The 20,767-nt window shown below is 45.6% G+C and carries 22 protein-coding genes; 17 read left to right on the top strand and 5 right to left on the bottom strand.

The window, feature by feature from the left end; genetic code table 11:
- Window positions 1–156 precede the first annotated feature (156 nt).
- On the top strand, window positions 157–2,739 hold the full coding sequence (locus tag A6049_RS16985; protein WP_095206142.1) for an S-layer homology domain-containing protein: 2,583 nt from the start codon (window positions 157–159) through the stop codon (window positions 2,737–2,739).
- Between the two features lie 309 nt (window positions 2,740–3,048).
- Complete coding sequence (locus tag A6049_RS16990) at window positions 3,049–3,666, top strand: hypothetical protein (protein WP_063565806.1); 618 nt, start codon at window positions 3,049–3,051, stop codon at window positions 3,664–3,666.
- A 21-nt stretch (window positions 3,667–3,687) separates the two neighbouring features.
- Here A6049_RS16990 and A6049_RS16995 read toward each other — a convergent pair whose 3' ends face one another.
- Window positions 3,688–4,155: an anthrone oxygenase family protein gene (locus A6049_RS16995; protein ID WP_063565807.1), complete on the bottom strand. Its 468-nt coding sequence runs from the start codon at window positions 4,153–4,155 to the stop codon at window positions 3,688–3,690.
- Window positions 4,156–4,282: 127 nt separating this feature from the next.
- On the opposite strand from A6049_RS16995, the gene A6049_RS17000 reads away from it, so the two are divergent.
- From A6049_RS17000 to A6049_RS17030, 7 genes are all read left to right on the top strand, one after another.
- Complete coding sequence (locus A6049_RS17000) at window positions 4,283–4,813, top strand: GrpB family protein (RefSeq protein WP_063565808.1); 531 nt, start codon at window positions 4,283–4,285, stop codon at window positions 4,811–4,813.
- Window positions 4,814–4,915: 102 nt separating this feature from the next.
- Window positions 4,916–5,881 (top strand): SMI1/KNR4 family protein, encoded by a 966-nt coding sequence (locus tag A6049_RS17005; RefSeq protein WP_063565809.1) that lies wholly within the window; start codon window positions 4,916–4,918, stop codon window positions 5,879–5,881.
- 534 nt (window positions 5,882–6,415) lie between these two features.
- Window positions 6,416–8,041, top strand: a complete 1,626-nt coding sequence (locus tag A6049_RS17010; RefSeq protein ID WP_063565810.1) for a rhamnogalacturonan lyase B N-terminal domain-containing protein — start codon at window positions 6,416–6,418, stop codon at window positions 8,039–8,041.
- Window positions 8,042–8,282: 241 nt separating this feature from the next.
- Complete coding sequence (locus A6049_RS17015) at window positions 8,283–9,098, top strand: SDR family NAD(P)-dependent oxidoreductase (RefSeq protein ID WP_063565811.1); 816 nt, start codon at window positions 8,283–8,285, stop codon at window positions 9,096–9,098.
- Between the two features lie 40 nt (window positions 9,099–9,138).
- Entirely contained in the window at window positions 9,139–9,873 is a 735-nt protein-coding gene (locus A6049_RS17020; RefSeq protein WP_063565812.1) for an SDR family NAD(P)-dependent oxidoreductase, read from the top strand.
- A 67-nt stretch (window positions 9,874–9,940) separates the two neighbouring features.
- On the top strand, window positions 9,941–10,366 hold the full coding sequence (locus A6049_RS17025) for a MarR family winged helix-turn-helix transcriptional regulator (RefSeq protein WP_063565813.1): 426 nt from the start codon (window positions 9,941–9,943) through the stop codon (window positions 10,364–10,366).
- A 24-nt stretch (window positions 10,367–10,390) separates the two neighbouring features.
- Window positions 10,391–10,765, top strand: a complete 375-nt coding sequence (locus A6049_RS17030) for a winged helix-turn-helix transcriptional regulator (protein WP_063565814.1) — start codon at window positions 10,391–10,393, stop codon at window positions 10,763–10,765.
- Between the two features lie 51 nt (window positions 10,766–10,816).
- Here A6049_RS17030 and A6049_RS17035 read toward each other — a convergent pair whose 3' ends face one another.
- Together A6049_RS17035 and A6049_RS17040 are read right to left on the bottom strand one after the other, a co-directional pair.
- On the bottom strand, window positions 10,817–11,896 hold the full coding sequence (locus A6049_RS17035) for an SDR family oxidoreductase (protein WP_063565815.1): 1,080 nt from the start codon (window positions 11,894–11,896) through the stop codon (window positions 10,817–10,819).
- Between the two features lie 251 nt (window positions 11,897–12,147).
- Window positions 12,148–12,645 (bottom strand): DinB family protein, encoded by a 498-nt coding sequence (locus A6049_RS17040; RefSeq protein WP_063565816.1) that lies wholly within the window; start codon window positions 12,643–12,645, stop codon window positions 12,148–12,150.
- 203 nt (window positions 12,646–12,848) lie between these two features.
- Here A6049_RS17040 and A6049_RS17045 point away from each other — a divergent pair, with 203 nt between their 5' ends.
- Window positions 12,849–14,168, top strand: a complete 1,320-nt coding sequence (locus A6049_RS17045; protein ID WP_063565817.1) for a sensor histidine kinase — start codon at window positions 12,849–12,851, stop codon at window positions 14,166–14,168.
- 37 nt (window positions 14,169–14,205) lie between these two features.
- On the opposite strand, the gene A6049_RS17050 is transcribed toward A6049_RS17045, so the two are convergent.
- Window positions 14,206–14,964 carry an MBL fold metallo-hydrolase gene (locus tag A6049_RS17050; RefSeq protein ID WP_063565818.1) on the bottom strand — a complete coding sequence of 253 codons (759 nt, stop codon included), beginning with the start codon at window positions 14,962–14,964 and terminating at the stop codon, window positions 14,206–14,208.
- A gap of 206 nt (window positions 14,965–15,170) precedes the next feature.
- Between A6049_RS17050 and A6049_RS17055 the strand changes: the two genes are divergently transcribed.
- From A6049_RS17055 to A6049_RS17070, 4 genes are read left to right on the top strand one after another with little or no spacing between them, the layout of a single operon-like run.
- Window positions 15,171–15,767 carry a TetR/AcrR family transcriptional regulator gene (locus tag A6049_RS17055; RefSeq protein ID WP_063565819.1) on the top strand — a complete coding sequence of 199 codons (597 nt, stop codon included), beginning with the start codon at window positions 15,171–15,173 and terminating at the stop codon, window positions 15,765–15,767.
- Between the two features lie 33 nt (window positions 15,768–15,800).
- The gene (locus A6049_RS32635) at window positions 15,801–16,163 is read left to right on the top strand and encodes a DUF4180 domain-containing protein (protein ID WP_095206135.1); all 363 of its coding nucleotides are present in this window, start codon (window positions 15,801–15,803) and stop codon (window positions 16,161–16,163) included.
- 53 nt (window positions 16,164–16,216) lie between these two features.
- Window positions 16,217–16,699 carry an SRPBCC family protein gene (locus A6049_RS17065; RefSeq protein WP_063565821.1) on the top strand — a complete coding sequence of 161 codons (483 nt, stop codon included), beginning with the start codon at window positions 16,217–16,219 and terminating at the stop codon, window positions 16,697–16,699.
- 49 nt (window positions 16,700–16,748) lie between these two features.
- Window positions 16,749–17,873, top strand: coding sequence for an SGNH/GDSL hydrolase family protein (locus A6049_RS17070; RefSeq protein WP_095206143.1), 1,125 nt, complete (start codon window positions 16,749–16,751; stop codon window positions 17,871–17,873).
- A 112-nt stretch (window positions 17,874–17,985) separates the two neighbouring features.
- Here A6049_RS17070 and A6049_RS17075 read toward each other — a convergent pair whose 3' ends face one another.
- Window positions 17,986–18,519: a dihydrofolate reductase family protein gene (locus A6049_RS17075; protein ID WP_481852977.1), complete on the bottom strand. Its 534-nt coding sequence runs from the start codon at window positions 18,517–18,519 to the stop codon at window positions 17,986–17,988.
- Window positions 18,520–18,593: 74 nt separating this feature from the next.
- On the opposite strand from A6049_RS17075, the gene A6049_RS17080 reads away from it, so the two are divergent.
- The 3 genes from A6049_RS17080 to A6049_RS17090 all read left to right on the top strand — a co-directional run bounded on the left by A6049_RS17080 (window position 18,594) and on the right by A6049_RS17090 (window position 20,724).
- Entirely contained in the window at window positions 18,594–19,493 is a 900-nt protein-coding gene (locus tag A6049_RS17080; RefSeq protein ID WP_063565823.1) for a helix-turn-helix transcriptional regulator, read from the top strand.
- Between the two features lie 259 nt (window positions 19,494–19,752).
- The gene (locus tag A6049_RS17085) at window positions 19,753–20,019 is read left to right on the top strand and encodes a CD3324 family protein (protein WP_063565824.1); all 267 of its coding nucleotides are present in this window, start codon (window positions 19,753–19,755) and stop codon (window positions 20,017–20,019) included.
- Window positions 20,020–20,178: 159 nt separating this feature from the next.
- Window positions 20,179–20,724, top strand: a complete 546-nt coding sequence (locus A6049_RS17090; RefSeq protein ID WP_063565825.1) for a GNAT family N-acetyltransferase — start codon at window positions 20,179–20,181, stop codon at window positions 20,722–20,724.
- The last annotated feature ends 43 nt before the right edge of the window (window positions 20,725–20,767 follow it).

A 20,767-nucleotide genomic window follows, 5' to 3' on the forward strand; every position in this document is an offset into this window, starting at 1 on the left:
AACAGGCGATATTGCTCCGAAATTGATACAATGGCGAAATTGTTTTATTGCTGGTTAAACGTGCCGGGTGCTACATTGAGACCGATTCGAGACCAACTACAAAACGATGGGAGTCGAAAAGATTTGAAAACGAAAGCCAACAAAAACAAAAAGAAAATGTTGACCGCTGCTATGGGTGTCGTGCTCATATCCAATTCAATTGCATCAAGTGCTGCGCTTGCGGCGCCAAGTGATTCGCAAGTTCCATTACCGCAGGAGCCGGCTTGGGGTTATTTTGTAGATACGTATAAGAATAATAACTCATCGAACACTACACTTGAGACCAACCCGGCCCTTGGTACATTGTCCAAGTTCCTGAATCTCTGGACACCAGGTTCTTCCTGGAACAATGGCACTAAGGTTCAGCCCGACATACTGGACTATAACATTCAATATGTAGCGGATATCGCAGCAAACCGTACTCAAGTGGAGGAGGATGCCGCTTATTATACCGATCGTACAAATCAAACTTACGGTGCAACCGAGGGTCTGGGTTCACTGGCTGATGTATATCGTGAAAAATCAGGAACATATACGACCATTACGAGCATCCCGGACGATGCCACAACGAAGAAGTATGACGACGGTAATACAACGAACAAAGCCGGGAATTCCGACTCCGATCTAGGTAAAATGGTGGATCTGGTCGGAGCCCTGCGCGGTAATGCGGCGTCAACCAATCCTTCCAAAAATTTCTTCAGCTATATGCGTCCATTCCGCTGGTTGAATACTCATGAGGTTGTTGTGCCAACGCTAAGACCGGCAATCAAGGATGAGGCGGAGGCAGCCTCAGATGGTGGTTTCCCGAGCGGGCATACCAATGCGTCCTACCTTGCAGCAATTGCATTCGCTTATGCCGTGCCTGAACGTTTTCAGGAGTTGGTAACTCGTGCTTCGGAAATGGGCAACAACCGAGTTGTTGCCGGAATGCACTCTCCGCTGGATGTCATGGGCGGTCGTGTACTTGCAACTGCCCTCGCAGCAGGTGCTCTGAATGATCCGGAGAATGCTGAACTGAAGCAGGCAGCTTACGATCAAGCGCATAATGTACTGCTGAAGGAGACCGGAACAGCAGAAGACCGATTTACCGACTACGAGAAAAACAAGGCGGAGTATACCCAACGTCTGACTTATGGCTTCCCGCAGATCGGTTCCACAACGGAGCCTATGCCAGTCCCTAAAGGAGCAGAGGTGCTGCTTGAGACCAGACAGCCTTATCTTAGTGCGGATCAGCGTCGTGCTGTACTGGCGACAACCGGAATTACATCCGGCTACCCTGTATTGGATGATCCCGAAGGCTGGGGACGCCTCAATCTTTTCGCTGCGGCAGACGGATATGGCGCATTCAACAGTGATGTAACGGTAGTGATGGATGCCAGCAAGGGTGGTTTTAACACGGTGGATGTTTGGCGGAACAACATCTCCGGTACCGGCAAGCTGACGAAGGAAGGCAGCGGTACATTGAAACTGCGGGGGGCTAATACGTACTCCGGAGGTACTCAGGTTAGCGCGGGCACATTGGAAGGTGATACAGCTACTGCGTTCGGTAGTGGCGATGTGGTCAACAACGGGGGTACGGTTACGGAGAGCGTAACTGGCAAATGGAACATTGAAGGCAACTTCGTGCAGGCTGCTGACGGTACGCTGGAGCTCAACGTGGCTTCCGCAAATGACGTGCTCGACGTTAAAGGTACGGTGAACTCCGCCGGAGCACTGCATGTGAATTTTGCCAGCAGCTATGTACCTGGTGCGGGTGAGATTACGCTTGTAAGCCATGGCGCCAATCAGCAAAGCGGAAAGTTCGCCTCTGTTCAGGTGGATGGCCTGCCAAGCAAATATAATGCCCAGGTGAAATATGAGAGCAACCGCATTGCACTGGCGATTACGGATACAACAAATCCGGGGACTACGCCAACAACGCCGACTTCACCTGGTACAGGTGGTGGCTCCGTCACTACACCAACACCATCCACACCATCAACAGGTTCTGGAACAGATTCGGGTACGGTTACCACACCTCCTACAACAGAACCAACGGTACCGCCAGCAACACAGGTTAATCCGTTCAAATCAGGTGTTGTGAGCCAGGAAACGGTACTGAAGACAGTTAATGAAGCCATAGCGGCAACGAAAAATGAACAAAAGACATTCAGCGATATTTCTGGTCACTGGGCCAACCGAAGTATTGGTGCTGCCGTGAAATTACGCATGGTGGATGGTTACGAGAATGGTTCGTTCCGGCCGAATGCGTCCGTCACCCGAGCTGAATTTACCGCAATGATTGCCCGGGCATTTGGCCTTGGCAAGAATTCGGCTTCGGCTAGCTTCAAAGATACGAAGTCTAGCTGGGCAGCTGGATATATCAGCGCTCTGGCTGACAAGGGAGTCATTACAGGCTATGCGGACGGCAGCTTCAAACCTAATGCGACGATCTCCCGCGCTGAGATGGTGACGATTATTGCTCGTGTGCTTAATCTGAATGCACTTGCGACTAGCACTCCGACCAGCTTCAGTGATGTGGACAGCAGTAACTGGGCAGCGGCGGCAATTGCGCAGGCTTCATCGGCCAATCTGGTGCAAGGGCTATCCTCATCCGTGTTCTCGCCGAGTGTCAAAGCTACACGGGCTGAAGCCGTGACGATTATCATCCGTGCACTGGAGAGTGACAGCTCAATCAAGGCACTGATCGAAGGATTGTAAACATAGTGGTCGAAAGAATGTATGCTCTGAGCGAGAGTGGAAGGCTCGGCTGAAGAGAATAGCTTTTCTTAATAAATTCGAAAGGGCGAAAATGGTTCGTGTAATGCGAACCATTTTCGCCCTTTTACTTTTATTTATGGAGAATGTCCTGTGTTCCGATACAAACACTCACACTAGGGTAAGGGAGGAATAGAGCTTCCTTAGCAGGATAATATGTTGAAATTGTGGAAGTAGGTATCAAACTGCATCCTAGATTTGACGTTGCAAACGAGATCGGTTTTTATAAGTCTACATTTGGCGGTGAGCTAATTGGATCGATTAAAACACAGTGGATTTTATAAACTGAAATTTTTCATAACACCGGATGAATTCAAAAGCTTGTTGGCACTTTTTGAGCAGAAACGAGCAAAGTTTATCCGTCCTAGTTATGATCAGACTCAATATGATACGAATCAGGTGCTTGAAGGATATGAGCAATTTTATCATTTTTTTACCGCGGCAGAGAAAAGGGAAGGGTATCACCCATATCTCGCCTATTCAGTATTGACTACGCTGGATCAGCACAATTCCGGATTTTTCGTCAAAAACGAAGGAATTAACTTCCCCTATGATGGACAATGGGCTGAGGATGAATTACCGTGCATTACCCTGTCGCTCCCCAAAGGTTATCAGATCAATTTGGAGGATGAGAAGGGGAAATACTATATATACGAAGATATTCGAGAGCATTTGCCGTTAACCTATGCGTTTTATGAAGAGGTGGCGAGCGGAGTTAAAAAAATCACCAGACTGCTGCGTTTCTCCGCACCTGGAGTAGATGCCATGCAAGAGCAGAAGCCATCCGTTCGTGTCAGCCAACGTGCTGTAAACGAGTTGAAGGACTCCTGGATTTTCAATAAGTATTCTCTTGTTATGAATACCAAATAAGAATAGGCAGCAAGGCCCGCTTTAATTCCCGACTAACTGCAGCGCCACTGCCGTCAAGAAGAACACAAAAGCCAAAATTGCCGCCGAAGAACGTACCACATCTAATCGCTCCCATCTTCTCACTAACTGCTTCCAATTGCGTGGTGGTGCATCGGGATTCCAGGCGAGCGCACCTTTGTTAATAGGCACGGTACCGATAAGTGTAGTCAAAATAAATATAAGTAAAGCAAGCACGCCTGCCAAGCGGAAGCCGAATCCGGGTTCGGAACCACTCATTATGAGTACTGCAACGCCTGAAATGGCCGTGGGTAGAAAAATGGCAGGTACAAGTAAACGCAATTTTAGTATTAGTGCTTGTCGAACCCGAATCTGCGAAGGTTCATCCAGCTTAGCCAGGGACACATGCACTCCATACCGTACCACAAACTCTTCACCAGCCAGGATGCCGCCTAGAAAGATACTTACAAACTCAATAATAATCTGATACATAAGGGATATCCTCCTCGTGAATGTTGACGACTGTAGTTGAAGTATTGTTTAACGGTAATACACAATTGTGAATTCAACATGAACGAGGGGAGATAATGAATACCATGGATGTAGGGAGGGGATCTTCATGGCCGAAAAAACACCTATTATTGAGGTCGTTCCATACGATCCGCAATGGAAAGTCGCTTTTGAACAGATAAAAGGAATGATAATCAGTTATATTGGTGACTTAATTCTAAGAGTAGAGCATGTGGGCAGTACATCGGTTGAGGGTTTATCAGCTAAACCCGTTATCGATCTGGATGTTGTCATTGATAGCTATGATGTACTCCCAGAGATTATTAAGCGGTTGACACTACAAGGGTACGAATACCAAGGGAATCTCGGCATTGAGGGAAGAGAAGCCTTTCAAAGGACATTTCAAGATGAACATATGAAGTATCATTTATATGTTTGTCCTAAGGATGGAAAAGGGTATCTGGAACATATCGCGTTAAGAGACTATTTAAGAGATAATGAGACGGCGAGCAATGAATACCAACAATTAAAAATCAGGCTAGCAGAGCAGTATCGATCCGATATCGATCGTTATTGTGATAATAAAACCGCGTTCGTCACAAAGATATTAAATGAGACACTCTATCGTCCCGAAAGTTGAACATTTCATCTGGAGCTAAGTTGGTGGAAATCGCCTTTTTTGGAGTGGGCAGCGCCTAAATGATATAATTTCTACAACGAATAAGACAGGGAGGCAAGATCAATGAATGATGAACTCTTGGAACGGCTAGAGGATTGGCATGAACAGGATGATTATGAAGAGATTATAGATGCGATTACAGAGGTTCCGGAAGAGGAGCGGAATTATATTCTGGTCAACCATCTGGGTAGAGCGTTGAATAATATGGAGCGTTACCAGGAGGCAGTGGAGCAATTCCTGTCGGTTGAAGCAGAGGGACAAAATGACCCGCTTTGGCATTACCGCATTGGTCTGGCGTATTATTATTTGGAGCAATATGAGAACGCGCGTGAAGCTTTCGAAGCAGCGGACCGATTGGAGCCGGGAGATGAGGATACACAGGAGTTCCTGGAATGGATTCGGAATAAAACAGCAGACAAGCTTACAGAAGAAGTGGTAGAGGAGCCCGTGGATACAGTCCACTCGGTGACTGAAATCACCATCGAAGCTGCGCCTGGTATCCATGCCGAATCGACGAGCTTCTGGAATGACAGTCCAGCAAACGTCGATCAATATGTGTTGTCCCCACCTACTGAAGAGCAAATTGAAGCAGTGGAGGATCAATTGGTGTTCAAGCTGCCGACATTCTATGTGAACATGATGAAACTACATAATGGTGGTGTTCCCCACTATCGTTATTTTCCGGTTAGTCAGGCGGAGAATGATGGGAAGATTCAAGTTGAAATATCGAATATCCTGGGTATTGGACGGGAAAAGGCACATTCACTGTGTGGAGAAGCTGGAAGCCGGGTGATCATCGAACAAGGGGGGTACCCCGAAATCGGTGTCATTCTGTGTGAGTGCCCTTCCGATTCAGAGGTCGTGATGCTGGATTATCGTGAATCCGGCAATGCCGGTGAGCCCGAGGTTGTCCATGTGAATAAATCAGAAGGCTACAAGATCACTTGGCTTGCGCCCAATGTTGAGACCTTTATTCAAGGTCTGGTGAATGAGGGAAATCAACCTGCAAACCTTGAGGGTTCACTGTAAAGAAGGTTGGAGCTTCCTGTTATACAAAATATTGAAGAGCTGCATCCGTCACAAAGGATGCAGCTTTTTCAGTTGAAATCCTCTCATTCCATGCGGTAGAAGAAGAACGTAATGTTGATGGTGAGATCGCCGGTGTATTGTTTAGCTGTGTTCAGGCAGCTCAGCCATCTTCCACATTGCCCGTAAGGAGTATAAGATACAAAAAACAGAGAGAGATTACGGCAGGCTGATAGCTATTTTCATTGCCATTTTATGTAATATAATGGTATCATTTTAATGATATTACCAGTAAGTTAGTTGCAGATTATTCCTATACAGGAGGTGTTGTTATAAGAGGACGATAGGGAAGAAAGATGACCCGCAGGGATATGCCGCATGCAGCAAGAATACCGAGATGAGACATAGGCTCGTTTGTCATACATTATAATGTAAGCGCTGTACTTTTAGTTCAGCTATCTCATATACAATATTTAAATATCTGATTTTGGCCCATTACGAAAACGTTAAAAAACGATTCCAGGGAGGGATTAGCTCGTGAGCAGACGTTTAGTGAAGAAGGGATTCAGTTCGTTTCTTTTAATGGTGATGATGGCAGCAGCGGTATTATATCCAACATCCACCGGACACGCAGCCACCATCAATGTTACGGATAACGGGTCGAGGATTGAAGTGAACACAGGAGCAGGTCTGGTATACACGGTGAATAAAACCAATGGCGATATCATATCTGCCAAAATGAACGGAACAGAGCTGAACGGCTCCAGCAAGGGGTCCCATATCAGCTCTGGTTTGGGCTCTGCCAATGTAACCTGGAACACATCTCCTTCGGGATCAACCCTATTGATCACCATCTCAACCAGCACGCTTACCCAATACTATGCATCACGTGGCGGTGAGAACATTATCTATATGGCAACGTATGTCACAGCAGAACCGTCTGTGGGTGAATTGCGCTATATTTTCCGGGGTAACGGCAGCGTGTTAACAGGGGTTCCGGCCAACTCGAATAATCGGAATAACACCGGCGCGATTGAGAGCGAGGATGTTTTTGGTTACGCCAACGGACAGAGTACCTCGAAGTATTACGGCAACGACCAGGCCAAGGATCTGACCATTCGAGGCGTTACGGGGAATGGTGTGGGCGTGTTTATGGCCTATGGCGACCGAGAGAAGAGCTCGGGAGGTCCGTTCTTCCGTGATATTCAGTTCCAGAGTGGTGGAGATACGGAGGTCTACAATTACATGAATTCAGGACATGCCCAGACCGAAAATTGGCGTATGGGTCTGCATGGACCGTATGCCTTGATTTTCACCACCGGTGCAACGCCAAGTGTACCTGATTTTAGCTGGATGTCGGGTCTAAATCTGACAGGTTGGGTATCCAGCCGAGGTAATATCGTGCTTAATGGACTCTCTGGTATAGATACGGGTTATGCATATACGATTGGTTTTGCCAATAGCAACGCCCAATATTGGGTGAATGCCTCTTCGAGTGGGGCAGCTGCCAAATACAGTATGATTCCAGGTACATACACCATGACGGTGTATAAGGGGGAACTAGCCGTCTATACGGAAAGTGTGAACGTCACTGGAGGATCAACGACAACGCTGAATACGCGTACGATCAACAATGACCCAAGTAAAGCATCCAGCATCTGGCGCATTGGGAATTGGGATGGTACACCGTCAGAGTTCCTGAACGGCCAGACAATTCCGATCCGTCATCCTTCCGATAGCCGTAATCCAAGCTGGGGACCCGTCAGTTATGCCACTGGCAGTGCAACCAACAAGTTTCCAGCGATTCAGTTCCGGGGACAAAACTCGCCCACAACCGTTACCTTTAGCCTAAACTCTTCTCAAGCTGCATCTTCGCATGTTCTTAACATCGGTATTACGGCAGCATACAACAATGGAAGACCCAGCGTAACGATTAACGGTCAGACGTTAACCAATCCGGCAGCCTCCTCCCAACCGAACTCTCGTAGCTTTACGATTGGGACCTACCGAGGCAACAATACAACCTTTTCCTGGAATATACCGGCATCCTATTTTGTTAATGGGTCCAACACGGTAACCATTACGCCAATCAGCGGCTCCAGCGACTTGGGCAATTGGTTAAGTGCCGGGTGGGTGTATGACTGTGTTGAATTGTTGAATTAAAAATGGGTCAACTACATGATCAAATTAAGCCAACCGGATAAGGTTATTCTTATCCGGTTTTTCCATTCCCATTTTAAACACTTCGCTTGCTTCGCTAAAGGCATCCAAAATAAGGATACAGGGCCGTATGCGTTGCAGAAAGACAATTCCTCTGCTATTATTTAGACATCTAATATTTAGTCATCTAAATATTAGAACTGTTATTTATTTTCGGTTTCTTTATGAAAGGAGCTTGAGAACCATGTTGAGAATGAAAGACAAAGTAGCCCTTGTAACTGGAGGCGCTTCTGGAATAGGATTGTCCGCAGCCCAATTGATGGCGAGAGAAGGAGCAAAAGTCGTTATTGCTGATTTCAATGTCAATGGTGCAAAAGAAGCGGCAGCGGATATTCAGGCTCAAGGCGGAGAGGCAGTGGCCGTTTTTGTTGATGCCGGAGATGAATTTTCGATTAAGGAAGCTGTGGATTTTACGGTGCAGCAATATGGTAAGCTCACGAGTCTGTTCAACAACGTTGGCCTGACTAACCTGAAGAAGGATTTGGACGTGGTTAACGTAGATCTGGACGAGTGGGATCGGCTGATGAACGTGAATCTGAAAAGCGTGCTGCTCGGCTGTAGATTCGCCATCCCTCATATGATTGAAGCGGGTGAAGGTTCCATCATTAATACGGCCTCCATGGCTGGCTTTACAGGCGATGCGGTTCGGGTTGCTTACGGTGCCTCAAAAGCAGGAGTGGTGAATCTAACAAGGTATATTGCCACCCAATATGGCAAGCATAACATTCGTTGCAATGCTGTCGCACCTGGATTGATCTTGACCCCGGCAGCCCAGAATAATATGCCTCCGGATGTATTGGATATGTTCGCAAAATATAACGCGCTGCCTTATCACGGGGAACCCGATGATATTGGATACACTGTCTTATTTCTGGCCTCAGACGAGTCCAAATTCATGACCGGACAGACCATCCAGGTTGAAGGCGGCCATTATATTGCCAACCCAACCGTTCCGGATTTTGAACAGTTTATGAAATCACACAATACGCCTAGCAACTAAAGCAGCATCGTATAAATAAATTACGTTAGGAGCGTTTCATATGGGAAGATTAGATAATAAAGTAGCTATTATTACAGGTGGAGCATCAGGAATTGGTGAAGGCATGGTTGATCTCTTTGCAAAGGAAGGCGCCATCGTTATTGCTGCAGACATTAATGAGGAAGCGCTGGAGAAAGCAAGCCAAAAAGAGAATGTGTACGGAATGAAGTTGAATGTTTCCTCCGATGAAGATTGGGAGATATTAGCGAAAGTAGTTAACGAACGGTTTGGTAAAATTGATATTCTGGTCAACAATGCAGGTATTTCTTCAGAGAAGCCATTTGAGGAGATTGATGCACAGGATTGGCAGAAAATGCTCTCCATTAATGGCTTTGGCCCATTTGCTGGTATGAAGCATGTAGCTCCTTATATGGCAGCACAAAAGAAAGGTTCCATCGTCAATATTTCTTCATACACCGCATTGATTGGACAAGGCTTTAACCACTATTCGGCATCCAAAGGCGCGGTACGCGCATTATCCAAAGCAGCGGCGACAACCTTTGGTCGTCAAGGTGTTCGGGTGAATGCACTCTTCCCGGGGATCATCGAAACACCAATGACGCAAGCCTTGAACACATCGAAGGAACTGCTTGACCGACTCATTCAGGCAACGCCTCTGCAACGTCTGGGGCAGGCTATCGATATTGCCAACGCTGCACTGTTCCTGGCTTCGGATGATTCTTCGTACATTACAGGATCTGAGCTGGTTATCGATGGTGGATACTCAGCCCAATAGCGTGTAAAATGATGACAGCCCTTAAGTTGAATAAGGGCTGTTGTTTTATTTTTGCGAGGAGGAACACATGGAAGAACAGAACATTTTTGAGCTCATACACAACATGGACAATTTCACCAATAAATTGATTATACAGTGGAACAAATCGTTTAATGAGGACCTCGGCGTCTCTCATGTGCTTGTACTCAGTCATCTCAATCAAAATGGAAAAAGCCGACCTTCGGATATTGCCAAACTATTGGGCCTGACCCCGCCTACGCTCAGCTATTTAGCTGATAAGCTGGTTGCCAAGAAATTAGCCGTCAGAATGGTAGATGAAGCTGACCGCCGTATTATATATTTGAACATTACTGACAAAGGGATCGAAGTCCTCGAAAGAGCAATATTGGAGGGGCAGAAGCTGCGTAAGAATTTATTCCAGAAACTGAACGAAGAAGATCGTGCCCAATTAGTAAACATTTTTGAGAAGATGAATCGGGAGATTGAAAAATAGCCTGGAAGGGAGACAGAGGGTGATATGGAGGAACCGCTCAAAGTATATAACACCGCAGTTGAAGCTTTTCTTGAAGTGATCGGGGGAAAGTGGAAGCCCGTTATTCTATTCCATCTTACCTTTGGCAAGAAACGTAATGGTGAGCTGATGAAGCTGATCCCTGCAATCACCCAGAAAGTGTTGACTCAGCAACTTGGTGAACTAACGGAGGCGGGGGTCATTGTCCGTATTTCCCATCACCAGGTCCCGCCTAAAGTGGAGTATGAATTAACAGAGTATGGGTGGAGTCTTAAAGAGATTCTTCATCTGATGTGTAGGTGGGGCGATATACACGTGGAGAATGTTTATGGTGATCGAGGAAAAATTCTGTTTAAGCCGCCAACTACTACGGACCGTTGAGGAACTTATATAAGCCGATTCTGGAATTCACGAATCGGCTTATTATGCATTTTATTTACTTTGCGGAAGGATCTTGCGCTCACGTAGATTTCTGAAAATATCCATAAACATAGCTTCAGTGTCAATAAAATCATGAAATCCGAAGCGGCGAGCTTTGGAACCATCTGCGAAGAAGTCATAATCCCACGAGAAGACAAAGTCTCCAAATACCCAGGAAGAGACATCATCATAAGGGGTGTTTACTAAACCATACTTTTCAATCATGGATTTCCAAAGATCTTCTTTATCTGCCATCACTGTTGCAAGTGAGAGGGGGAGTGGAGGTGCGGTTTCCAATTCGAAAAATGCAGCGATTCTGGGCCATAGCTCATTCCAGCGAAACAGATCGCCATTGGTGATATTAAATGCCTGATTGGCACAGCGAGGTTCGGTTGCTGCCCATACAGTTGCATGAGCCAGCAATGTGGCATCAGTCATTTCAAGAAGCGAATGATACGCTCCTGGTTTCCCAGGGAATCGAAGTGGCAAGCCAAGCTCCTTGGAGATAGACGCATAAACGCCAATAACCATGGCAAGGTTCATTGGATTACCCAGGGCAAATCCACATACAACGGACGGGCGCAGGGCTGACCAGGTCCAGCTACTTCCGGGTTGCCGATTCTCGAGAAACATTTGCTGATCGACATTGAATTCAGGGGGCATATGATGTGCATCTGTTTCTTTGGCAGGTGTTTTGAATGGACCCAGATGTGCACCGTACACTTTATAACCTTGCATTAGGCTAATATGTTGGAGATTTGGAGCGATCGGTTCTATGGTATTCACCACATTGACGAGCATGGCCAAGTTGGGCTGTACCAATTCGGCCCAGGTTGGGCGATCCTGATACGCGGCGTAGAAAATATGCGTAACGGTCGTTAAATGACTCAGTTTGTCTTGTGTGTCTGCTTCGTTCAGTAAATCAGCTGATATATAACGTAACTTGGGGGCATCTTCTCCTCCGCGGCGAGATACACCAATGATATCCCATTGCGGAAGTGTCATCAGATAATCAATGAGGTTTCTTCCAATGACACCTCCAGCACCGATGACAAGCGCGGTGTAACGGGTAACCAATTGTTCGGTTTTCAATGGACATGCTCCTCTCTTCTTCTGTTCATATTGTGGGTCAGAAAAAGAAGGATGAGAAGTACGCACCTCAAAGTCATATACGTACTTTGAAGTAATATATGAGCCTGGAGCAGGATATGAGCGTTATAATCTGCACTTCAATGGATGTCACTTGCCTATAACCACAAGAAGCTGTAAAAGGAACAATCGTCCTTTCACAGCTTAGATGTATGTGTCTGTAAATTCGTCCAATTGATCGGATGTAAATAGGGTTACGCTGGGAAACCGCCTCCTGGTGGTGGCCATGCCCCGTAGAAGCGACGCAGCAGCACAATCTCGCCCAGATGGTAGGAGTTATGAGATGCGATGTTGCGCAAAAGTCCGGCTTTGGTTTCGCCTGGGAAATACGGCAGTGAATCATCCAACTGCACCGTTTCGGCAATCGTTACTGCTCGATCTACCCCGTCCAGGAAGGCCTGAATATCTGCCTCCCACGCTGCTTCATCCTGAGGACCCGTATCTTCTGGCCAACTCTCCATCACATTCGCTGGAAGCTGCGGCTTTCTTCCTTCCAAATGCTCCAACATAAATTGTTGCCAGTAATGCATATGTTTCACCAATTGATAGATACTGTATGGCATATGTTCATGTTTGCGACTAGCTAGTTCTACGCTAATGTCCGGTAGAGCGCGTGCAATACGAATATGTCCGCGTTCTCCGACTAGTGATTTGACTAGGGCTTGTCCGAACAGTTGATTGGTTTCCAACATGTGAAATCATCCTCTCTTTGTTCATCTGGTTGAGCTTAATGGATGTGTAATTAATAGTATACAATTAAATTTTGCGAAATCAAAATGTTTAACTATTTTCAGTCACAGGATTTCTAAAGGATTCTTCATATGTTAGTATTTTTAAAATCAGAAGTGCGAATGAAGCTTTGGCGCTTAATTGGGATTATGGTGGGTGGGATAAGATGCGCAATTGGGTTCGTAATGAAAATGTGCAAATGACTGCAGTTGCTTTTGCTACAGCTGTGGGAGCGCTTTTTAAAATAAATCCTTTTCGAGAAGATTACTTCCGGATTGGTCTGGGTGTAAGTATACTTTTATTTTTGCTGATGCTTATGCCGCATCTGTCTTATGTGAAGACGGGGATTTTGGCGGGGATTGCGAACTTCATTTTTCAATCGGCTGACTTACTGAATCATGTGAATTCGATCTCGATCATCGAAAGCATGCAGGATAATCTGGGCGCGGGAATGTATTATGTCGTGTTCACCTATGGCCTCAGCAAACTCAAGAACAGATTCCATGAGATACCGCCTCTTGTACTAGGTGGATTGATTACGTGTATTGATTTTTCCTCGAATCTCGTGGAGCTATTCATTCGCGGTGTGTTGAGTGGGACCAATATCTTTTATATGAAAGAATGGCTTTATTTGCTGGTGCTCGGTGGTTTGCGAAGCTACTTTATCATCGGGCTGTATAACAGCTTTGCGGTGAGGCAGATGCGATTGCTGCATGCTGAGCAGGAGAAGCGGATGGAGCAGATGCTGAGCGTTAACTCAGGTCTGTACGGTGAAGTCTTTTATCTGAAAAAAGCCATGAATACGATTGAAGGCATTGCCGTGGACAGCTACGACCTTTATCGGGATCTCAGAGAGAAGGACTTGAACCAATACAGCCAGCGGACGCTCGGCATTGCTCAACAGATTCATGAGGTGAAAAAAGACTCCCAACGTATCCTTGCAGGTCTGTTGAAATTGTACGATAGTGAAAAATCAGTGAATATGAGCCTTTCCGAGGTACTGAACTTTGCGACCAAGGGAAATCGGAAATATAGTGAAATGTTGAACAAAAAGATTGAAATCCATATCGAGCAACAATATGATTGCGACTCCCCTTACTATATTCCTCTCTTAACTGTAATGAATAATCTGATCGCCAATGCCGTGGAAGCTATTAAGAACGACGGAACGATTCGGATTCGAGTATTGGAAGAGGGAGCCGATGTGCAATTTGTAGTCATCGATTCTGGGAAAGGTGTACCCGAGGAAAAGCGAGACGTGATCTTCGAACCGGGTTATACAACCAAATTCAATGAAGTGGGCATTGCAGCAACCGGAATTGGTCTGTCCCATGTACGTGATATCGTTCAGTCTCTGGAAGGCCGAATTAGCGTGAAATCAGCGCCGCAAGGCGAAAAGGGCTCCTCATTTGTTGTATCCATTCCAAAAGCCAATCTTATTAATGAGGACGGTGCAGACGACGCTTTCTATCCAGATCGTGGGTGATGAATACAGGGCGTTATTTTGTGCCAGTCTTTATATTTCAAAAGTAAATGTATTCTCCGTCCTCAGGAATCACGACTGAATCTAATAACTGCTGCTGTTCTATATACTGTAATAGATCCTTTCTTGATGAAGTGCAATGTCGGATGGCATCCATATGTACAGCGACAACTTTGGTGGAAGGTGAAATCTTCAGGATTGTACCGATATCCTCGGGTATCATTGTAATGATGGAACCAAATAACAGTTGAGCGTTGGGTGCATTGACGATGCATATCCGGGGTTTGTGCTGCTCGAACACGTGCTTAATCTGATCTGTAAGGACACAATCACCCACAATATACAACGATCCGTCGTCAGGTGACTTCAGGATAAACCCGGATACGGGGCCAAGCAGTTTGGAGATGTTTCCTTTTGCGTGCTGACCACGAATTCTTGTAAAATCAATACCCCCCCAGTGTCTGAACTGCTCGATAGGGAATACATTCTCGAACCCCCACGATATAATGCGTTGTTGATCCTCCGGCTGGCAAAGTACAGGTATCTTTTTATTGAGTATCTTCTTTGCCGTTTTGTCAAAGTGGTCAACATGCAAATGTGTAACGAGGATCGCATCAATGTGTTCGAAAGTTTCTAGAGGCACAGATATGGGGACGGTTGGGTTTCTACGAATATGACGTGTGAAGGGAATAGGCGGAAGTTCTCCCGCATCACTTAACATTGGATCGAGCAGAATCGTTTTCCCTTGTATGGTGATCAGGGAGGTGGCATGGCGGATATGTTGAATGGTTAGCGTCATGGCGGAAATTCTCCTTAGATATAATATGTATTTGCTAAAATAATACCGACCGGTCTGTTTTAAAATAACATAAACCGTGCTTCTCATGCAACATCCTTGATTTTTTGTTTTCATGTACAGCATACGTATGAATGCGTGCTTGTATTAAGCCATAGGCGTATGATATTTTAAGACCAATCGGTATGAATGGAAACGGAGGGAGCATTGTGCGCAAAGGCCAAATCACCAAAGAACATATTATTCGTGAATCGGCAGCACTTTTTAACACGAAGGGATACACCGGTGCCTCCCTGTCTGAGATTATAGAACGTTGTGGCGTTCGCAAGGGCGGGATTTATAATCATTTTGAAAGTAAAGATGAGATAGCACTGGCTGCTTTTGATTACTCGGTATCACAGATGCTGCGATTCCACTCACAGGCTCTTGAAGGCGTCACAAGTTCCAAAGACAAACTACTCGCCATATGCGGCGTTTATATTGATATGATGGAAAACAATACGCTTGAAGGGGGATGCCCCCTACTAAATACTGCGGTTGAAAGTGATGATGCACACCCTTTGCTGAAAGAAAGGGCACAGCATGCCATGACCAATCTGCTGAATGAGCTGACACAGGTCCTTATTCAGGGTATGGAGCAAAAGGAATTTAGAGCAGATATTGCACTGGAGGAAGTGAGCAGCAACATCATCGCCATTATCGAGGGGGGCGTTATGTTAAGCAAGCTTTATGAAGATAGCAAGTATATCCGGCATGCCGTACTTCATATCACTCAATTTATGGATGACCGAATATTAATCCAATAATGTAATAAGGGGAAGGTGGGTTAAAATGAGAATATAATCATTGATCAACAGGGCAGCTCCAAGGTTGCCATCATCGAAAGTAATGACGTCGTTATTAACAATGTTCAAGACGCTCTCGATCTGATGGCCTCCGTGAACTACACAGATGACGCTCATAAAATCTTGATTGATAAATCCAACCTCACCGAAGATTTCTTCGAATTGAAGACCAAACTTGCAGGTGATATTTTGCAGAAATATGTGAATTACCAGGTTAAACTTGCCATAGTCGGAGATTTTGACGGATACAACAGCAAAAGCCTCAGAGACTTCATCTATGAGTGTAACCATGGCAAGCATGTTTTATTTTTGAAAAACAAAGAGGAAGCACTTCAGGCTTTGCATAATATCGATTAATTTCATATTTAGAGTGGTAAGTCATGATCTATCCTTATGGAGGAGGTACCATTATGATTGCAGATTTGAAGCGAGTAACGAACGGCACCCTGGCTTGTTTTGAATGTCATTGGAAGCACGCTGTGGAGGATGTATGGTCCTTTTTGACCGAAAACGAAAAGCTTGCAAAGTGGTTCTCCGAACTCGAAGTAACGGATCTTCGGGAAGGGGGAAGCATCAAGTTTAATATGCCGGATGGTACCTTCAAGGAACTCGATATTATCGAGCTTATCCCTGGCTCTGTTCTAGAATACACTTGGGCAGAAGACCGGGTTCGATTTGAGCTGTATCCAGAGCCGAATGGGTGTCGTCTGCTACTGATCGAAACCATTCATCACATCACAAGCCATACACCTAAGGATCTAGCGGGGTGGCATGTCTGCCTGAACGTCATTGAGGCATTACTGGATGGAAGTACCCTGGAATCTCGCGAAACAGAATGGAAAATCTGGTACGAGAAGTATCAGAAGCATGTAGACCATTTTCTCAAAATCTAGTCATATGAGACTGCCCTTTGTGGCAATAATCATGCGGGAGGAATACATGGTGGGAGTTAATGAGAAAATACAGACGTACGCGTTATCTGATGTCAGCAATCTCAAAGTACATGGCAGAACGACAGGACAACGGTCGCCCTTAACCTTATTTTGGACCGGAAGCGCGGTTGAACTTCATGTAAAAGGCTCTGAGTTGTGGGTAGAAATCGAGTCTGATTATGACCTGTATGAACCTTGGATCAGCATTCTGATTAACGGTGTCCCGGTGAGCAGACAGATGTTAATAGCGGGAAAGTATTGGATCTGTGTATTCCGAGGCATGAACGAGAATGTGGTGAAAAATGTACGCATCGTCAAAGATGTACAGGCCATGAATGGAGATCCGGGCTGTTCCTTGCAGATTCATGCGGTGAAATCAGATGGTGTCTTCGTGCCTGTAGAGGAAAAACCGTACAAGATTGAATTTATTGGCGACAGTATTACATCTGGAGAAGGTGCGATCGGGGGCAAAGCGGAAGAGGATTGGATTCCGATGTGGTTCAGTGCCATACATAATTATACGGCCATGACAGCAGAAGCGCTGAATGCAGAATACCGCGTCATCTCGCAGAGCGGGTGGGGTGTGCTGACGAGTTGGGATAACAATCCGAATGCCAATATCCCTGATTATTACGAGCAAGTCTGTGGATTGGTGACCGGAGATAAGAACGCAGCACTTGGCGCTGGGGATAAGCATGATTTTAATTCCTGGCAGCCGGATGTAGTGGTGATTAATCTGGGAAGCAATGATGGAGGAGCCTTTCAGACACCAGAATGGAAGGACCCCGCTACCGGAAAGGTGTACAAGCAACGCCTGAACGAAGACGGGACTTACCATGAAGAGGATCTTGCTGCTTTTGAGAATGCCGTGACCCGCTTCCTAATTCAACTTCGAAAAAACAATCCTGAGGCGCATCTCGTATGGGCATACGGCATGCTTGGGTTCCCGATGATGCCAGCGATTTATCGTGCTGTTGACGCGTATACGAAACAGGCTGGAGATACAAAAGTTACGGTTATACAGCTTCCCAATACGACCGAGGAGACGGTAGGCGCCAGAAGCCATCCGGGTGAGTTATCTCATCGAAGAACTGCTGATGCGTTATCGGAATATCTAAAGGAAATTTTAAAATAAATTTTAATTTACATTTGAAATCGGAAGAGCCAGACCTCTCTTAGTTAGAGAGGCCTGGCTCTTCTTTTAGTACACCTTATACATCGAAAGGGATGTGTTAACTACGCTAAAGTTAATTCCCTTGTACCTGATAGCGGATCGAAATGATCTGCCCCAGCGTCTGTGTATGAATCATTTTGAAATGGGTTGGTACCGTCCCTGTTGGAAATAGGGGGATTCCTTGGCCAAGGATTTTTGGAATAATGGCAATCTCAACCTCATCGAGCAGTTGTTGTTCCAGAACGGATTGCACCAGCTGGCCTCCGCCAACAATCCAAATGTCACCGCTGGAGTCTTGCTTCAATCGGGGAATCAGGTTCTCCACAGCCTCGTCCGTAAATTGTACATGTGGTGCAGGGGCTTGTTTGGAACGGGAAAGTACATACGTCGGGCGATCCGTATAGGGGAAATCCTCTGACAGCTTGAGCACCTCTTCATACGTAAGACGTCCCATAACCACCGATCCAATCGTTGAATAGAACTCGCCATACCCGTTATCGGCGCCATCGCCTTCCACATCGAACAGCCAATCCACCGAACCATCCGGTCTTGCAATGTATCCATCCAGACTCATCGCAATATATAACACAACTTTATTGTTAGACATATCAATCGCTCCCTTCTGAAATGTATGATACACTCCAACTATGACAAATGTTGACGTAGTTAGGTGGGGTGAACATGAATAATCGAAAACTCGCATTGATGCGACTCATGGATTCGAGAAAGAAATTTACGGCTCGTGAATTGGCGGAGCGTTTTCAGGTGTCGATTCGTACGATCCAGCGAGATCTGAATGATCTGCAGGAGTTGGGCTTTCCTTTGTATACGGAGGTTGGAGTGAACGGGGGTTATCGAGTGCTTCCTAATCGGATTTTGCCACCTCTTCAACTCACACAGCATGAGGCGTTGGGGTTGTTTATGATGATTGGATATTTGGAGAACGTCCCGGATTTTCCGTATGGATCGATTCGTGAGCATCTGGCCGAGGAATATTATTCAACTTTGCCTCAGGATGTACAGGATCTGATTACACGGATGAGGCAGCACGTTACGTTCCTTCAACATCATGCTGTACAGGTCGAGGCAGTAACAACAGAGATATTAGGCGCGGCAGTAGATCAAAGAGAGATTGAATTTATATATCATTCCCGGCAGGGACATAAAAAAGTACAGGCTTTCCCCATAGGCATCTATTACGATCACGGGTATTGGTATATGCCAGCCCGGAGGAAGGATCGGGTGCTGTTGTATCGGGTGGATCGCATGCAGGAGCTGGTTATGCTGGATTCCATCGACGAGTCGGTTCCTACTTTGCAAGAGTGGATAAATTATAAGGAAAACAGAGAAAGCGTAGAAGTCGTGCTGCAATTCACGGAGTTTGGGGCGAGACTGGCAGGATCAGATGTACTGTTCAAGTCGGTTGAAGGTAATGAATGGCGTGGGCTTGTTCCGCCTGAGGAGTTTCCTTTTACAGCGAGGAAGCTGCTCTCCTATGGGCCTGAAGTGAAGGTGATTCAGCCTCTGGAGCTGCAACAACAAGTGAAAGAGATGCTCGAACGGAGTTTGAATCAGTATTGAATGTTGTAAAAGGATATCGTGTTCTCATATGGAACATATAAGAGTACCATGAAAGTAACTTAGAATGGGGGACTACCATGATTCAATTCATAAGAAGTTTCACGATCCGCTCTATGCAGAGTCCATGCGATGAACAACGGCGGTTGTTTGTATAGAGCTTGAAATCTATTTCCGCCACACCACTATAATGCGTATAACAAGTGTTCATCGGTTGACTCTGCTGCCTTAAAGATCTTAACTTTTAAGGAGCGGAGCAAATATGAAATATATTAACGCAGACACGATCTTTCCGGAATCATTGCTAAAGGAGATCCAGCGTCATATCCCTGGTGGAATGGTGTACATCCCCAAACCCAAGGAAACCCATCAAAAGTGGGGCGAGAATTCGGGCAGCCGGATGATTTTGAAGCAAAGGAACGATGAGATCCGCCAGCTCTTTGCTGCGGGCATGTCCATCGACCAACTCACAGAACAATTTTGTTTGTCCATCGATAGTATCAAGAAAATTGTATATTCCAAAAAGTGATTAAAGGATTAGAGCTGCATTCGAGAAATCGAATGTGGCTTTTTGTGCAGGGATTAGTTTAAATGGTTTGCTGCCTATATTGTGCGAAAGAAGACCCATACAATGAGAATATAGAACGGTTACTAACAAAACATTACGTCAGCTGTGGGGGGAGCCAAAATGAAAATTGACTTACAGTTAGCGCATAACAATGAGGCATATATCATCAAAAACATGTATCCTCTCTACCTTCATGATTTATCCGGACATTATGGGCTGAAAGCAGAACACATTCCGAATCAACATGGGATATTTGAAATGGGTGATGATTACAAAACGTTGCAAGATCAATATGATGTCCAGAACATATGGTGGGAAAAACCGAACGTCCTCTATGCATTTTTGATTAGAGTAGATGGCGTACCAGCAGGTTTTGTATTTGTAGCTACTGCGCCTCATTGTTCAGCAGACACGGATTTCTTTGTACATGAATTCTTTCTAATGCAGCCATTCAGAGGTGTGGGGATCGCAGAGCACGCTGCAAAAGAGGTATTTCAGAGATATCGGGGCCGATGGGAGTTGTTCACGAATCCTTCGGAGAAAAATAAAGTAGGTCAACACTTTTGGCGAAAGACTGTATCGAACTATACCCAGGGCAACTATAAGGAGCTTCAGGACCAAACGCATGATGGAGAAAAGTTGATCTTCAGATTTTCAAACCGTTAATCGTTATTTTAGATATTTTATTTTGATTATATTTAAGGGCCTA

The organism is Paenibacillus sp. O199 (genome assembly GCF_001636635.1).
Lineage (GTDB): Bacteria > Bacillota > Bacilli > Paenibacillales > Paenibacillaceae > Paenibacillus > Paenibacillus marchantiae.

Coding starts and splice junctions, on each gene's coding strand:
- A6049_RS16985 (WP_095206142.1), top strand. CDS start 157: ATGTTGACCGCTGCTATGGGTGTCGTGCTCATATCCAATTCAATTGCA.
- A6049_RS16995 (WP_063565807.1), bottom strand. CDS start 4,155: ATGTATCAGATTATTATTGAGTTTGTAAGTATCTTTCTAGGCGGCATC.
- A6049_RS17000 (WP_063565808.1), top strand. CDS start 4,283: ATGGCCGAAAAAACACCTATTATTGAGGTCGTTCCATACGATCCGCAA.
- A6049_RS17005 (WP_063565809.1), top strand. CDS start 4,916: ATGAATGATGAACTCTTGGAACGGCTAGAGGATTGGCATGAACAGGAT.
- A6049_RS17015 (WP_063565811.1), top strand. CDS start 8,283: ATGTTGAGAATGAAAGACAAAGTAGCCCTTGTAACTGGAGGCGCTTCT.
- A6049_RS17020 (WP_063565812.1), top strand. CDS start 9,139: ATGGGAAGATTAGATAATAAAGTAGCTATTATTACAGGTGGAGCATCA.
- A6049_RS17025 (WP_063565813.1), top strand. CDS start 9,941: ATGGAAGAACAGAACATTTTTGAGCTCATACACAACATGGACAATTTC.
- A6049_RS17030 (WP_063565814.1), top strand. CDS start 10,391: ATGGAGGAACCGCTCAAAGTATATAACACCGCAGTTGAAGCTTTTCTT.
- A6049_RS17040 (WP_063565816.1), bottom strand. CDS start 12,645: ATGTTGGAAACCAATCAACTGTTCGGACAAGCCCTAGTCAAATCACTA.
- A6049_RS17045 (WP_063565817.1), top strand. CDS start 12,849: ATGCGCAATTGGGTTCGTAATGAAAATGTGCAAATGACTGCAGTTGCT.
- A6049_RS17050 (WP_063565818.1), bottom strand. CDS start 14,964: ATGACGCTAACCATTCAACATATCCGCCATGCCACCTCCCTGATCACC.
- A6049_RS17065 (WP_063565821.1), top strand. CDS start 16,217: ATGATTGCAGATTTGAAGCGAGTAACGAACGGCACCCTGGCTTGTTTT.
- A6049_RS17075 (WP_481852977.1), bottom strand. CDS start 18,519: ATGTCTAACAATAAAGTTGTGTTATATATTGCGATGAGTCTGGATGGA.
- A6049_RS17080 (WP_063565823.1), top strand. CDS start 18,594: ATGAATAATCGAAAACTCGCATTGATGCGACTCATGGATTCGAGAAAG.
- A6049_RS17085 (WP_063565824.1), top strand. CDS start 19,753: ATGAAATATATTAACGCAGACACGATCTTTCCGGAATCATTGCTAAAG.
- A6049_RS17090 (WP_063565825.1), top strand. CDS start 20,179: ATGAAAATTGACTTACAGTTAGCGCATAACAATGAGGCATATATCATC.